General features: G+C 71.6%; 14 protein-coding genes. 3 read left to right on the top strand and 11 right to left on the bottom strand.

What is annotated here, in order from left to right; translation table 11 throughout:
• Positions 1-63 precede the first annotated feature (63 nt).
• Genes ACFC3F_RS12410 through rsmA form a run of 4 tightly spaced genes read right to left on the bottom strand, consistent with a single transcriptional unit; the run spans position 64 to position 3,374 of the window.
• Positions 64-1,392, bottom strand: coding sequence for a GNAT family N-acetyltransferase (locus ACFC3F_RS12410; RefSeq protein ID WP_376130043.1), 1,329 nt, complete (start codon positions 1,390-1,392; stop codon positions 64-66).
• A gap of 36 nt (positions 1,393-1,428) precedes the next feature.
• Positions 1,429-2,361, bottom strand: coding sequence for a 4-(cytidine 5'-diphospho)-2-C-methyl-D-erythritol kinase (locus tag ACFC3F_RS12415; protein ID WP_376130045.1), 933 nt, complete (start codon positions 2,359-2,361; stop codon positions 1,429-1,431).
• Positions 2,358-2,519: a hypothetical protein gene (locus ACFC3F_RS12420; RefSeq protein ID WP_376130047.1), complete on the bottom strand. Its 162-nt coding sequence runs from the start codon at positions 2,517-2,519 to the stop codon at positions 2,358-2,360. The genes ACFC3F_RS12415 and ACFC3F_RS12420 overlap by 4 nt, the downstream gene beginning before the upstream one ends.
• A gap of 9 nt (positions 2,520-2,528) precedes the next feature.
• Positions 2,529-3,374, bottom strand: a complete 846-nt coding sequence (gene rsmA, locus ACFC3F_RS12425) for a 16S rRNA (adenine(1518)-N(6)/adenine(1519)-N(6))-dimethyltransferase RsmA (RefSeq protein ID WP_376130050.1) — start codon at positions 3,372-3,374, stop codon at positions 2,529-2,531.
• Positions 3,375-3,450: 76 nt separating this feature from the next.
• On the opposite strand from rsmA, the gene ACFC3F_RS12430 reads away from it, so the two are divergent.
• Both ACFC3F_RS12430 and ACFC3F_RS12435 read left to right on the top strand, forming a co-directional pair.
• On the top strand, positions 3,451-3,573 hold the full coding sequence (locus ACFC3F_RS12430; protein ID WP_376130053.1) for a hypothetical protein: 123 nt from the start codon (positions 3,451-3,453) through the stop codon (positions 3,571-3,573).
• Positions 3,574-3,617: 44 nt separating this feature from the next.
• Positions 3,618-4,889: an MFS transporter gene (locus ACFC3F_RS12435; RefSeq protein WP_376130056.1), complete on the top strand. Its 1,272-nt coding sequence runs from the start codon at positions 3,618-3,620 to the stop codon at positions 4,887-4,889.
• On the opposite strand, the gene ACFC3F_RS12440 is transcribed toward ACFC3F_RS12435, so the two are convergent.
• From ACFC3F_RS12440 to rsmI, 3 genes are read right to left on the bottom strand one after another with little or no spacing between them, the layout of a single operon-like run.
• Complete coding sequence (locus ACFC3F_RS12440; RefSeq protein ID WP_376130059.1) at positions 4,868-5,758, bottom strand: TatD family hydrolase; 891 nt, start codon at positions 5,756-5,758, stop codon at positions 4,868-4,870. The genes ACFC3F_RS12435 and ACFC3F_RS12440 overlap by 22 nt on opposite strands.
• Positions 5,755-7,353, bottom strand: coding sequence for a methionine--tRNA ligase (gene metG, locus ACFC3F_RS12445; protein WP_376130062.1), 1,599 nt, complete (start codon positions 7,351-7,353; stop codon positions 5,755-5,757). Before metG ends, ACFC3F_RS12440 begins: the two co-directional genes overlap by 4 nt.
• Positions 7,354-7,391: 38 nt before the next feature.
• A complete protein-coding gene (rsmI, locus tag ACFC3F_RS12450) occupies positions 7,392-8,219 on the bottom strand; it encodes a 16S rRNA (cytidine(1402)-2'-O)-methyltransferase (RefSeq protein ID WP_376130065.1) in 828 nt (275 codons plus the stop codon).
• Between the two features lie 23 nt (positions 8,220-8,242).
• Here rsmI and ACFC3F_RS12455 point away from each other — a divergent pair, with 23 nt between their 5' ends.
• Positions 8,243-9,793 (top strand): dolichyl-phosphate-mannose--protein mannosyltransferase, encoded by a 1,551-nt coding sequence (locus tag ACFC3F_RS12455; RefSeq protein ID WP_376130068.1) that lies wholly within the window; start codon positions 8,243-8,245, stop codon positions 9,791-9,793.
• A 30-nt stretch (positions 9,794-9,823) separates the two neighbouring features.
• On the opposite strand, the gene ACFC3F_RS12460 is transcribed toward ACFC3F_RS12455, so the two are convergent.
• From ACFC3F_RS12460 to hemQ, 4 genes are read right to left on the bottom strand one after another with little or no spacing between them, the layout of a single operon-like run.
• Positions 9,824-11,152, bottom strand: a complete 1,329-nt coding sequence (locus ACFC3F_RS12460) for a glutamate-1-semialdehyde 2,1-aminomutase (protein ID WP_376130071.1) — start codon at positions 11,150-11,152, stop codon at positions 9,824-9,826.
• A complete protein-coding gene (gene hemB / locus ACFC3F_RS12465) occupies positions 11,149-12,129 on the bottom strand; it encodes a porphobilinogen synthase (protein WP_376130074.1) in 981 nt (326 codons plus the stop codon). The genes ACFC3F_RS12460 and hemB overlap by 4 nt, the downstream gene beginning before the upstream one ends.
• A complete protein-coding gene (hemC, locus tag ACFC3F_RS12470; protein WP_376130076.1) occupies positions 12,126-13,076 on the bottom strand; it encodes a hydroxymethylbilane synthase in 951 nt (316 codons plus the stop codon). Before hemC ends, hemB begins: the two co-directional genes overlap by 4 nt.
• Positions 13,051-13,716: a hydrogen peroxide-dependent heme synthase gene (gene hemQ / locus ACFC3F_RS12475; protein WP_376130079.1), complete on the bottom strand. Its 666-nt coding sequence runs from the start codon at positions 13,714-13,716 to the stop codon at positions 13,051-13,053. The genes hemC and hemQ overlap by 26 nt, the downstream gene beginning before the upstream one ends.
• Positions 13,717-13,750 lie beyond the last annotated feature (34 nt).

Raw genomic sequence — 13,750 nt, forward strand, 5'->3', positions numbered from 1 at the left:
GGGTTCACCCGCAGTCTCGGCCGTCGGTTGCAGTCTCGCGGGTAGCGGTCTGGGCGGACGGGGTCAGTACCAGAACGACAGGCGGGGGGCGATGGGCCACGAGAGGATGGCGGCGGCGCGAAGCGCGTCCGAGGACACGACGCGTCCGGCGGCGGCGAGCGTCACCAGCGAGACGCCGCCGAGGTAGACCGCTGCCAGCTCGGCCGCCCCGAGAGCGACCGTGACGGCGTCGGCCGGCCCCTCGCCGGAGATGCGCGACACCCGCGCCGTGCCGTCGGCGGCGACATCGAGCAGGTGTCGCCCGCCGGCGACGTCGAGCGGGTCGGTCACATCGAGCACGACCCGGCCGGGCACCGCATACCGCCGCGCCTCCAACGCCGTCGCGACGTCGAGGATGCGCACGTACTGGTGGTCGTTGACCGTCACGGTCGCGGCGCGCTGGTCGCTGATCATCCACCGCAGCGGCTCGTCGACCGACAGCTCCTCGGCACGCACCTCGGCCACGAGGTCGAGCTCGAGCAGGAACCGCCACAGCGCGGCGTACGCGTCGTCGCCGTCGGCGACGAGGTAGTGCACCGACGCCGTCGCCTTCGTGAAGTCGTCGTGGTTCTCGCGCAGCGCGTAGACCGCGACTCCGCGCACCTCGCCGGTCGCGTCGGTGTACTGCACGGCACGCTTGTCGCCGGGCTTGTCGGCATCGGGGCGTGTGCCGGCGAAGGCGTCCCAGTGCGATGCCGGCACGTCGATCTCGCCCGCAACGCGCAGCCGCGCCCGCTCGTGCACGACGGGCATGAGCTCGCGGGCACGCTCACGCGAGACGAAGTCGACTCGCCCATCCGGGCGCGGACCGATCCACCCGGCGCGCGCCGTCTCGATCCGCCACGACGCGCTCATCGCCGCCGGCGCGAAGCCGTAGCGACCGTAGAGCGTGGACTCGCTCACCGTGAGCATCGCCATGGGCAGACCGGCATCCCTCGCGGCGCGCAGCTCGCCCTCGAGCATGGCCCGCGCGATCCCCCGGCGACGGTGCGTCGGCGAGACCGTCACGGCCGAGATGGCGCACGACGGGATGCCGCCACCACCGGGCACCGCGAGGTCTCCGACCCACGACGCGATCGTGCCGACGGGTGCGTCCGCCATGGGCGTCGTCGGATCGTAGACGCCCGTCAGGCGCCGGTACCCGCTGCGCTCGCGGATCGCCGCGATCTGGTCGTCGGTGCGCTCGCCGTCCTGGAACCCGCGTCGCACGACCTGCAGCCACGGCGCGAAGGCATCGGAGTCGACGCCGACCCGGCGGTAGTCCAGTCCGTTCGCGGCGAGCCGTTCGGCCGATGCGGAATCCACCGCACCCTCACGGAACGCCGTGACGAGGGCGTCTTCGGACAGGCTCATGGGCGTTCTCCTCTGTTGTTCGCGGCCCGATCGAGGTCAGGCGTGGATGATGCGCGCGCCGGCGACCGGCCCGTGCACGTGCAAAGCTTCGTAACCGGCGGCCGACAGCGTCACCTGCAGGTCGAGCGCGGACTCGGCATCGTGCGTGAGAAACGCGATCGTCGGTCCCGACCCCGACACGATACCGGCGAGCGCCGACGCGCTCGACTCCCCCAGCTCGAGAAGCTCGCGCAGGTCGGGGCGCAGCGAGAGGGCGGCCGCCTGCAGGTCGTTGCGCAGCACGTCGGCCAACGCCGCCGCGTCGCCCGCGCGCAGCGCCTGCAGCACGATGGGCGCGACGTCGGGGGCATGATCGACGCGTCGGATGCCGGTGCGCGTGCGCAGTTCGTCGAGATGCCCGTAGACGCTCGGCGTGGACAGGCCGTCATCGGACGGCACGATGACCCAGTCGAACCGGCCCTTCGCGAGCGCCGGGCTCAGCTGATCGCCCCGGCCCGTGCCGACCGCCGTGCCGCCCAGCAGGGCGAAGGGCACATCGGCGCCGAGCCTCGCCGCAAGCCGGTGCAGCTCGGTGCTGCCGAGGTCGGTGCCCCACAGCGCGTCGCACGCGACGAGCGCGGCCGCGGCATCGGCCGAGCCCCCGCCCATGCCTCCTGCGACGGGCACGTGCTTGGCGATGTCGAGGTGCACGCCGCCGGCGTGACCCGCCTTCTGCGCGACGAGTCGTGCCGCCCGCAGCGCGAGATTGCGGTCGTCCAGCGGCACACCCGAGACGTCGACGGAGCCCGACACCGAGAGGGTGAATTCGTCGGAGTGCGACGCGACGACGTCTTCGTACAGCGAGACGGCCTGGTACGCCGACGCGACGTCGTGATACCCGTCGTCCTGCACGCTCCCCACCTCGAAGAAGACGTTGAGCTTGCCCGGAGCACGCACACGCACGTGGTCGCTCGTGAATGCGTGGGTCACGTGTCCTCCGCCTTCTGCCGCAGGTCGCGCTGACCGCCGGCAGCGAGGGCGTCGATGCGCGCGAGCTCGTCCGCCGCGAAAGGTGCACCGCCGGCGGCGGCCGCGTACGGACGGTGCCGGTCGCCACCGCGGGCGAGGTGGGGATGCACGTCGGTCACGGATCCAGGCTACCGACCGACGCGCGCGATGCGCAGGTAGTCCTCGACCGTGAGGTTCTCGCCCCGCGCCGTCGGGGCGACGCCGGCAGCCTCGAGCACGACGCTGGCTTCGGCCGCCGACCCACCCAGCACGCCGGAGAGCGCCTGGCGCAGCATCTTGCGGCGCTGCTGGAATGCGGCGTCGACGATGCTGAACGTGCGGCGACGCTCGTCCTCGGTCCCGCGCGGCTCCGCGTCGCGTTCGAAGGCGACGAGCACGCTGTCGACGTTCGGCACGGGCCAGAACACGTGGCGGGACACCGTGCCGGCGAGCCGCCACGTTCCCCACCACGCCGCTTTGACGCTGGGCGAGCCGTAGATCTTCGATCCGGGGCCGGCCGCGAGCCGCTCCCCCACTTCGGCCTGCACCATGACCACGCCGCGCTGCAGCCCCGGGAACGTCTCGAGGAAGTGCAGCAGGACCGGCACGCTCACGTTGTAGGGCAGGTTGGCGACGAGCACCGTCGGGTCGCCGGGCAGATCGGTCACCCGCAGCGCATCGGCGTCCACGACCGTCAGGGCACCCGCGGGCACACCGTGGGCGCGAGCGGTGTCGGCCAGTCGCGCAGCGAGCCGGTGGTCGATCTCGACGGCCGTGACGGCGGCACCGGCCTCGAGGATCGCGAGGGTCAGCGAGCCCAGACCGGGTCCGATCTCGACGACGCGCTCGCCCGCCGCGACGCGCGCGACGTGCACGATCTTGCGCACGGTGTTGGCGTCGACGACGAAGTTCTGCCCCAGCTTCTTGGTCGGGGTGACATCGAGTTCGGCCGCGAGCGCGCGGATCTCGGACGCACCGAGCAGGGTCACGGACATGCGTCAACTGTAGTCACGCGGGTGGGCGCGGCTTCGCCGACCGGCCGCCGCCGCACGCACCCTTATGATCGGGGCCATGACGAACAACTCCAAGTCGCACGAACAGATCCGCGAAGAGCGCGAAGCCGCTCAGAAGGAGAAGGAGCGCCTCGAGGCTGCGGAGCAGAATCGACTCGACGACGAGGCCCGCCCCGAGTAGCACTCGGCCACCGCCGGGGTCGGCGCCCCTCATAGGATGACGGGATGCCTTCCCCCGGCGAACTCATCGCACCACGCCGACTCGGCAGGGATTTCCGGTGGCTGCTCGCCTCGTCCTGGACGAGCAACCTCGGCGACGGGATCGCCCTGGCGGCATCCCCTCTCCTGATCGCATCGCTGACGTCGTCGCCGCTGCTCGTGGCCGCCGGAGCGATGATGCAGTACCTCCCCTGGCTGCTCTTCGGCCTGCTCGCGGGATCCGTCGCCGATCATCATGACCGACGGCGACTGGTCATGATCGCCAACGCCTCGCGCGCCGTCGTGGTCACGGGACTGGTCGTGTTCCTCCTCACCGGCCAGGTGACGGTGGTGATCGTGCTCGCGGCGGCGTTCCTCTACGGCACGGCCGAAGTGTTCGCCGACTCGGCGGGCGCGACGCTGCTGCCGATGCTCGTGCGCCCCGTCGACCTCGGCACGGGCAATGCGCGGCTGCAGGCGGGGTTCCTCGTCGGCAATCAGCTCGCGGGGCCGCCCCTGGGCGCGTTCCTCTTCGCGGCGGGTTCCTTCTGGCCCTTCCTCACCCAGATCCTGTGCGTGTCCCTCGCCGTCGTGCTCATCTCGCGCATCGCGCGCACGCCCGTGCCGCCGAAGGAGCATCCGGCGCCCCAGGCGAAGCCCCGCCCGATCCGCGAAGGGCTCGCGTGGCTGCGCGACAACCCGCCGGTGCGCACGCTCGTCGTCATCATCCTCGTCTTCAACGTGACCTGGGCAGCTCCCTGGGGCATCCTCGTGCTCTACGCGACCGAGCACCTCGGCATGGGCGCCGTCGGCTTCGGAACCCTCATGACGGCGTCGGCGCTCGGCGGCATCATCGCGACCCTGTGCTTCGGATGGCTCGAGCGGCACGTGTCGTTCGCGACGCTCATGCGCGTGTGCCTGACGCTCGAAGTGCTCATGCACCTCGCGTTCGCCCTCACGACCTCGCCCGTCGTCGCCTTGGCGCTCATGTTCGGCTTCGGCGCGTACGCGTTCGTGTGGGGCACGATCTCGACGACCGTGCGCCAGCGACTCGTGCCGCTGCACCTGCAGGGCCGCATCGCCTCGGTCAACATGGTCGGCGTGTTCGGGGGGCTCGTGATCGGCCAGCTGATCGGCGGCCTGCTGGCACAGGGGTGGGGCCTCACGGCGCCGTGGTGGTTCGCGTTCGCCGGGTCGGCGATCACGCTGGCCGTCGTGTGGCGGTCGATCTCGCACATCGCCGCGTCCCGCCCCGTCCTCGACGACGGGGAGCCGGATCAGTCCTCGAAGGCCCCGTAGACCTCGAGCGTGTTCGCGGCCAGCTGCGCGCAGAGCTCGTCGAGTTCGACGCCCAGTTCGACGGCCATGAATCGCACCGTGACGGGGATGAGATACGGCGCGTTCGGACGACCGCGATGCGGCACGGGCGTCAGGAACGGTGCATCCGTCTCGACGAGGATCCGCTCGCGCGGGGTCGCCTTCAGGGCATCCCGCAGGGTCTGGGCGTTCTTGAACGTCACGTTCCCCGCGAAGGACAGGTAGTACCCGTTCTCGGCGGCGATCGCGGCCATCGCCGCGTCGCCCGAGAAGCAGTGGAAGACCGTGCGCTCGGGCGCGCCGACCCTCGCGAGGGTCTCGAGCACGGCGTCGTGAGCCTCGCGGTCGTGGATCTGCATCGCGATGTCGTGCTTCTTCGCGAGGGCGATGTGCGCCTCGAAGCTCTCGAACTGCGCCGGCAGTCCCTCGTCGCCCGTGCGGAAGAAGTCGAGACCCGTCTCGCCGATGGCGCGCACGCGCGGCTGCTCTGCGAGCTCGTCGATGACCGCGATCGCCTCGTCCAGTCGTTCCGCCGCCCGGTAGGCGGGAGCCTCGTTGGGGTGGATCGCGACGGCCGCCAGCACGCGAGGATGGGATGCCGCAGCCCACGCCGACCAGCGGCTCGAGTCGATGTCGCCACCGGCCTGCACGACGCCGGCGACGCCGACCCGGGCGGCGCGCTCGAGCTGCTCGTCGAGGCTCAGCGACGTGTCGCCGTCGTCGATCTCGAGGTGCGCGTGGTTGTCGTAGACGGCGACAGGCAGCGGCTCGGGCGCGTCGGGCCAGCGCACGTCGCCGCGGCCCTCCTGCGAGCGCGTGCGGACGTACTGCGACGGGTCGACGTCACTCACGCGCTCTGCTCGATGCGGGGGAACAGCGGCGCGAGGCCGTTGACGCTCGTGCCGGCGCGCAGAGCCCCCCACTGCCCCGCCTCGCGGATGGGCTGGTCGATGAGGCGCCCGAGCGACTCGCCGGCGCCCAGGGCGACCCACAGCTTCTCGGTCGCTTCGGGCATGACCGGCGACAGCAGCACCGCGAGGGCGCGCAGGCCCTCGGCGGCCGTGTAGAGCACGGTGCCCAGGCGCGTGCGCTGAGCGTCGTCCTTCGCGAGCGCCCACGGCTCGTTCTCGGTGATGTAGAGGTTGAGGTCATCGACGATCGTCCAGATCGCGTGGATGGCTTCGTCGATGCGGAACCGCTCGATCGCGTCGTCGGCCGCGGTGGCGGCATCCGCCACGATCTGCTGCACGCGCAGATCGCGCTCGGTGTATTCACCCGCCGGCGGCACGATGCCCTCGAAGTACCGCTCGATCATGGCCGTCGTCCGCGATGCCAGGTTGCCGAAGCCGTTCGCGAGCTCGGCCTGGTAGCGGGCCGAGAGATCCTCCCACGAGAACGAGCCGTCCTGGCCGAACGCGATCGCCGAGAGGAAGTAGAACCGGTAGGCGTCCGATCCGAAGACGTCGGTGATCTCGGACGGCGCGATGCCGGTGAGCTTCGACTTCGACATCTTCTCGCCGCCGACGAGCAGCCAGCCGTGCGCGAAGACGCCCGCGGGAACATCGACGCCGGCGGCCATGAGCATCGCCGGCCAGATGACGGCGTGGAAGCGCAGGATGTCCTTGCCCACGACGTGGTATGCCGGCCAGCGCCGGGCGAACTCGCCTGCCGACCCCGAGCCGTTCGACGCGTCGTCGCCGTATCCCACGGCCGTCGCGTAGTTGAGGAGGGCATCGACCCAGACGTAGATGACGTGGGATTCGTCCCACGGCACCGTGATGCCCCAGTCGAACGTCGACCGCGAGATCGAGAGGTCCTTGAGCCCGCTCTTGACGAACGAGACGACCTCGTTGCGCGCGGACTCGGGGCGGATGAAGTCCGGCACCGAGCTGTACAGCTCGATGAGCCGGTCCTGGAACTCGCTGAGCTTGAAGAAGTAGTTCTTCTCCTGCAGCAGCTCGAGCGGCTTGGAGTGGATCGCGCAGACCTTGAGCCCTTCGAACGCCCCCTCGCCCTCGACGATCTCGGCGTCGGTCTTGAACTCCTCGCAGCCGACGCAGTACAGCGCCTCGAACTCGCCCGCGTAGATGTACCCGCGGTCGTAGATGGCCTGCACGAACTGCTTGACGCGCTCCTCGTGGCGGGGCTGCGTCGTGCGGATGAAGTCGTCGTTGGCGACATCGAGGGTCTCCAGCAGCGGGAACCACGACTCGCTCACGAGCTTGTCGACCCACTCCTGGGGCGTGGACCCGTTGGCGGCGGCGGCCCGCATCATCTTCTGGCCGTGCTCGTCGGTGCCCGTGAGCATCCAGGTGTCATCGCCCGCCTGGCGATGCCAGCGGGCGAGCGCGTCGACGGCCACGGTCGTGTAGCCGTGGCCGATGTGGGGCACGTCGCTCGGGTAGTAGATCGGCGTCGTGATGTAGAAGCTGCGGCCGGAAGTCACCCTTGAGATTCTAGGCCGGTTGGATGCCGCGCCTCGCGCTATGACGGCCGCGCTCGCCGCGCGAGCGCTTCCTGGTAGAGCTCCCGCGACGAGTGGCCCGTGTGCGCGGCGACCTCGGTCGCGGCATCCTTCAGGCGCGTTCCCGCCGCGACGAGGTCGAGCACGTGCGTCACGGCGTCGGCGAACGGGACCTCGCGCGCCGCGGCGCCGGCGACGACGATGACGAGCTCGCCCCGCACGCCCTGCTCGGCCCACGTGACCAGTTCGGCGAGCGTCCCCCGCGCGACCTCTTCGTGCAACTTCGTCAGTTCGCGGCAGACGGCGGCCCGCCGGTCTGCTCCGAACGTCGCCGCCATGTCGGCCAGCGTCGCGGCCGCTCGCGACGGCGCGTCGAAGAACACCATCGTGCGCGGTTCGCCCGCGAGCGCCGTGAACGCGGCCGTCCGCTCGCCGTGCTTGCGTGCGACGAACCCCTCGAACGTGAAGCGGTCGGTCGGAAGGCCCGCGACGGCGAGCGCCGTGACGACGGCGCTCGGACCGGGGATGGCGGTGACGTCGACCCCCGCCTCGGCGGCGGCGGCGACGAGCCCGTAGCCGGGGTCGGAGACCGTGGGCATTCCGGCATCGGACAGCACGAGCACGTCCTGGTCGCGGGCGAGTTCGACGATCTCGGGCGCGCGCTCCTTCTCGTTGTGGTCGTGCAGCGCGATGAGCTTCGGCCGGTTGCCGATCCCGAGCGCCGCGAGCAGCCGCTGCGTCGTGCGGGTGTCCTCGGCCGCGACGATCGTCGCCTGTTCGAGCGCCTCGACGAGACGCCGCGACGCGTCGCCCAGATTTCCGATGGGGGTCGCCGCGAGGATGATCACGCCGCCAGCATAGGCTGGTCGCCGTGACGTCGATCGCCGAGCCGCTGCCGCCGCTCGCGCGACCCACCCTCTACGACGGCTGGATGTCGCGACTGTCCGCCGTCCCGCGCACGGCGCGGTTGTGGCGCTGGCTCGCACCCGCCCTCGTCACGCTCGTCGCGGCGATCCTGCGCCTGTGGAACCTCGGGCATCCCGGCACCCTGATCTTCGACGAGACCTATTACGTCAAGGATGCCTGGACGCAGTGGAACCTCGGCTATGCCGCCTCCTGGCCGGACGACGCCGACGCGAGCTTCGTCGCGGGCGACACCGACGTCTTCCTGACGTCGGGCAGCTTCGTCGTGCATCCACCGCTCGGCAAGTTCCTCATCGGCGCCGGCATGGCGCTCTTCGGCCCGGAGTCGGCCTTCGGCTGGCGCATCGCCGTGGCCGTGTTCGGCATCGCGACCGTGCTCGTGCTGTACCTCGTGGCGAAGTCGCTCTCGGGATCGATCGCCTTCGCCACCGTGGCATCCGCTCTCATGGCGGTCGACGGCATGGCGATCGCGATGAGCCGGGTCGCCCTGCTCGACGGCATCCTGACGTTCTTCGTTCTGCTCGCGTTCTGGTTCATCGTGCGGGACCACCGGCGTACGGCGACCCGGTTCGCCGCGGCGCTCGCGGCACGCGACCACGGCGACGACCCGCCCGCGTGGGGGCCCGTCCTGTGGAACCGGCCGTGGGTGATCGCGGCAGGCGCCGCCGTCGGCGCCGCGACCGCCGTGAAGTGGTCGGGCCTGTATGTCGCGGCGGGCCTGGGCATCTACCTCGTCGTCGTCGACGCGCTCGCCCGGCGCCGCGCCGGCGTCATCTTCTGGCCGACCGATGCCGCCTTCCGCCAGGGCGTCGTGACCTTCGTGCTGTTCATCCCGGTCGCCGCCGCCGTCTACCTGGCGTCGTGGACGAGCTGGCTCACAACCGACGGCGGTTACGGGCGCCGTGCGCTCGAGGGCTCCAACGGCGGCGGAATCGGCTCTGCCCTGGCGAATCTGTGGGCGTACCACGAGCAGATCTACGGCTTCCACGTCGGTCTCGTGAGCGCCCACGGCTACGCGAGCCCCGCGTGGCAGTGGCCCCTGCTCACGCGTCCGACGTCGATGTACTTCCAGAACGACGACCAGGTCGTGCAGAACATCTACAGCATGCCGAACCCGCTCGTCTGGTACGCCGCCGTCGCCGCCGCGGTCTACCTCGTGTGGCGCTTCGCCGTATCGCGGGACTGGCGCATCGCGCTCGTGCTGACGGGCATCGCCGTGACGTACGTGCCCTGGCTGCTGTATCCCGAGCGCACGATCTTCCAGTTCTACACCGTCGCGATCCTGCCGTTCCTGCTGCTCGCTCTGACCTTCGCGCTGCGCGACCTCGCCGGTGCGGGAAGCACCGACGGCTACCGACGACGCTCGGGCCAGCGCGTCGTGTGGGTCTACCTCGCCGTCGTGCTCGTGGTCGCGGCGTTCTGGTACCCGATCGTCACGGCGACCGCCGTGCCGTACGACTTCTGGCGCCTGCACAACTGGATGCCCACCTGGATCTGACGGGCTCGAGGGCGCTCCCTGAAGCGGTCGTCAGCGGGCGGGTGGCGACGCGGATGCCGCGGCCCGCGCGGCATCCGGCAGCGCCGCCAGGATCCGCTCGATCACGGCATCGTCGTGGGCTGCCGTGAGGAACCACGCCTCGAACACACTCGGCGGCAGCGATATCCCCGCCGCGAGCATCGCGTGGAAGAACGGCGGATAGCGCCACGCCTCCTGCGCGCGGGCGTCGTCGTAGTCGCGCACGGGGTCCGCGCGGAACGCGAGCGAGAAGAGGCTGCCCGCGTGCGAGACGACGTGGGCGACGCCTTCGGCGGCCAGTGCCTCGCCGAGCGCCGTCGAGACCGTGCGAGCGGCACCGTCGACACGGTCGTAGACGTCGGCATCCGCGAGACGCAGCGTCTCGAGGCCCGCCGCGACGGCGAGCGGATTGCCGCTCAGGGTGCCCGCCTGGTAGACGGGGCCGAGCGGCGCGAGCAGCTCCATCAGGTCGGTGCGGCCGCCGATCGCCGCCAGCGGCATCCCCCCGCCGATGACCTTGCCGAAGGTCACGATGTCGGGGCGCCACTGCTCGCCCGCGGCGCGCTCCAGCCCCCACCAGCCGGCCGGTCCGACGCGGAAGCCCGTGAGCACTTCGTCGAGGATCAGCAGCGCGCCGTTCGCGTGCGCCGTCTCGCTGAGGAACGCGTTGAAGCCGGTCTCGGGCGCGAGGATGCCGGCGTTGGCCCCGGCCGCCTCGGTGATGATCGCCGCGATGCGACCCGGGTGCGCCGCGAACGCCGCGTCGATCGCGGCACGGTCGTTGTAGGGCAGCACGAGCGTGAGCGCCGCGACGTCGGCCGGCACTCCCGCCGAGCCCGGCAGCCCGAGCGTCGCGACACCGGAGCCGGATTCGGCCAGCAGTCCGTCGGAGTGCCCGTGGTAGTGCCCCGCGAACTTGATGATGACGTCGCGTCCGGTCGCGCCGCGCGCGATGCGGATCGCGGTCATGGTCGCCTCGGTGCCCGTCGAGACCAGCCGCAGGCGGTCGATGCCGCGCACGCCGTCGACGCGCAGCCGGTCGATGACGAGCTCGGCCAGCTCCGTCTCGGCCGGTGTCGAGGCACCGAACGACAGGCCTCGGGATGCCGCCTCCTGCACGGCGGCGACGACCCGGGGGTGCGCGTGGCCGAGCAGCGCGGGGCCCCACGACGCGACGAGGTCGACGTAGTCGCGGCCGGCGACGTCGCGCACGGTGGCCCCGTTCGCGCGAACGATCGACAGGGGCGTGCCGCCCACCGAGCCGAAGGCGCGCACGGGCGAGTTCACGCCACCGGGGATGACGGCCCGTGCCCGGATTGCGGCGTCGTCGTTCGTCGTCATGCGCAGAGCCTCTCGGCGGCCTCGATGGCCCAATAGGTCAGGACGGCGTCGGCACCGGCGCGCACGATCCCGACGAGCGATTCGTCGATCGCGCGGGCGCGGTCGATCCAGCCGTGGGCGGCTGCCGCCTCGATCATGGCGTACTCCCCCGACACCTGGTACGCCCAGACGGGCACGGGTGCCGATGCCGCCGTTTCGGCCAGCACGTCGAGATAGCTCATGGCGGGCTTGACCATGACGATGTCGGCGCCTTCGGCGATGTCGAGATCGACTTCGCGCAGCCCCTCGCGGCGGTTCGCGGGGTCGAGCTGGTAGGTGCGGCGGTCCCCCACGAGCGTGGACTGCACCGCTTCGCGGAAGGGCCCGTAGAACGCCGAGGCGTACTTCGCGGCGTACGCGAGGATCGCCGTCTCGTCGTGGCCGGCGCCGTCGAGCACGGCACGCACCGCAGCGACCTGGCCGTCCATCATGCCGGACAGCCCCAGCAGTCGCGATCCGGCGCCGGCCTGCGCGAGAGCCATGTCGCGGTACCGCTCGAGGGTCTCGTCATTGTCGACGCGGCCGTTGTCATCCAGCACGCCGCAGTGGCCGTGGTCGGTGAACTCGTCGAGGCACAGGTCCGTCTGCACGACCAGCGTGTCGCCGACCTCGGCGGCGGCGACGCGCGTGGCAACGTTGAGGATACCGTCGTCGTCGGTCGCCCCCGAACCGACGGCGTCCTTGTGCTCGGGCACGCCGAAGAGCATGATCCCGCCGATGCCCGCCGTCGCGGCGCGGTGCAGTTCGCGCTTCAGCGAGTCGAGCGAATGCTGCACGACGCCGGGCATCGAGCTGATCGGCACGGGCTCGCTCGCTCCTTCCCGCACGAAGAGCGGCAGCACGAGCTGTGCGGGGCTCACGCGGGCCTCTTGCACGAGCCGGCGCCAGGCCGCATTCGCGCGCAGTCGGCGCGGGCGGACGGAGGGGAAAGCGCTCATCGGGGGTCCTCGTAGAGACGGGCACGCAGGGGCGCCAGTTCGGCGGCTCCCGCGGCGAGCAGTTCATCGGCGACGCGGTGGGCGATCTCGAGCGCCGTGACGTCGCCGATGTAGGCGGCGTGCGAACTCGTGAGCTGATCCCCGCCGTCGGGTCGGTAGACCCGCGCCGAGAGGAACAGCATCCCGTCCTCGACGAACGCGTGGGCACCGACGGGAGCCGCGCACCCCGCTTCGAGCCTGGCCAGCACGCCCCGCTCCGCTTCGGCCGCGACGCGTGACGGACGGTGGTCGACCCGCGCCGCGAGACGCTCGTCGCCCGCGCGGGTCTCGACCGCGAGCGCCCCCTGTGCGGGGGCCGTGGGCCAGCCGTCGAGGTCGAACAGCTCGGTCACGACCCCGAGCCGATCGAGCCGCCCGAGACCCGCCGCGGCGAGCACGACGGCGTCGAGATCGGTGCCGACCCGGCCCAGGCGCGTGTCGATGTTGCCGCGGATGTCGATGAGGTCGAGGTCGGGTCGGCGCCTCGCGAGCTGCGCGCGGCGGCGGGGCGACCCCGTGCCGATCCTCGCCCCCTCGGGCAGGGTGTCCAGCGTCAGGGCGTCGCGGGCGCACAGTGCGTCGCGTGCATCCGCCCGCTTCGGCACCGCGGCGATCGACAGTCCCTCGAGAGGGCTCGTGGGAAGGTCCTTGAACGAGTGCACGACGGCATCGATCTCGCCGGCCAGGAGCGCCTCGCGCAGCGCGGCCGCGAAGACGCCCGTGCCGCCCAGGGCCGACAGCGACGCCGTGGACCGGTCACCCTCGGACACGATCGGCACGAGCTCGCCGCCGAGGGCATCGGCGACGGTCGCGGCTTGGGTCATCGCGAGGGCGCTCGCGCGCGTGCCGATCCGCAGCACGCTCATGGCGACGTCGCCCCGGTCACGCGAGCACCTCACCCAGCTCATCGGGTGTGATGAGGCGACCCGTGAAGAACGGCACCTCTTCGCGCACGTGACGGCGCGCTTCGGTGAACCGCAGGTGCCGCATGAGGTCGACGAGCTCGATGGGATCGTCGGCTTCGAGGCCGAGCAGCCACTCGTAGTCGCCCAGCGCGAAGCTCGCGACGGTGTTCGACTGCACGCCCGGGTACTCGCGGCCCTTGCGGCCGTGGTCGGCGAGCATCGCGCCGCGCTCGGCGGGCGGCAGCAGGTACCACTCGTAGCTGCGCACGAACGGGTACACCGTCAGCCACCCCTTGGGCGGCAGGCCGCGCGCGTAGGCGGGTGAGTGGTCGCGGCTGAACTCGGCGTCGCGGTGCACGCCGAGCGCGTTCCACGTCGGCAGCAGCGGCGAGAGCTCGAGCGAGCGGCGCAGCGTGCGCAGGTCGGCCTGCAGACCGTCGGCGGTGTCGCCGGTGAGCCACAGCATCACATCGGCGTCGGCGCGCAGGCCCGAGACGTCGTAGACGCCGCGCAGGCTGGGTACGCCCGCCGAGATCTCGGCGAAGCCGGAGCCCGTGGCGGGTGCGGGGTGCGGGTCGCGGCGGAACACCGCCCACAGCGTGTAGAACGTCGTCGGATCGGTGCCTTCGTTCGCAGAACTCACCCGTCCATCCTCCTCCTTTTCCGACCGGGTGCGA

The sequence above is a fragment of the Microbacterium sp. NPDC055910 genome (assembly GCF_042271185.1).
In the GTDB taxonomy this organism is placed as follows: domain Bacteria; phylum Actinomycetota; class Actinomycetes; order Actinomycetales; family Microbacteriaceae; genus Microbacterium.

Bases quoted from the DNA above. Each gene is read 5' to 3' on its own strand.
- ACFC3F_RS12410 (WP_376130043.1), bottom strand. From the start codon at position 1,392: ATGAGCCTGTCCGAAGACGCCCTCGTCACGGCGTTCCGTGAGGGTGCG.
- rsmA (WP_376130050.1), bottom strand. From the start codon at position 3,374: ATGTCCGTGACCCTGCTCGGTGCGTCCGAGATCCGCGCGCTCGCGGCC.
- ACFC3F_RS12430 (WP_376130053.1), top strand. From the start codon at position 3,451: ATGACGAACAACTCCAAGTCGCACGAACAGATCCGCGAAGAGCGCGAA.
- ACFC3F_RS12435 (WP_376130056.1), top strand. From the start codon at position 3,618: ATGCCTTCCCCCGGCGAACTCATCGCACCACGCCGACTCGGCAGGGAT.
- ACFC3F_RS12460 (WP_376130071.1), bottom strand. From the start codon at position 11,152: ATGACGACGAACGACGACGCCGCAATCCGGGCACGGGCCGTCATCCCC.
- hemB (WP_376130074.1), bottom strand. From the start codon at position 12,129: ATGAGCGCTTTCCCCTCCGTCCGCCCGCGCCGACTGCGCGCGAATGCG.
- hemC (WP_376130076.1), bottom strand. From the start codon at position 13,076: ATGAGCTGGGTGAGGTGCTCGCGTGACCGGGGCGACGTCGCCATGAGC.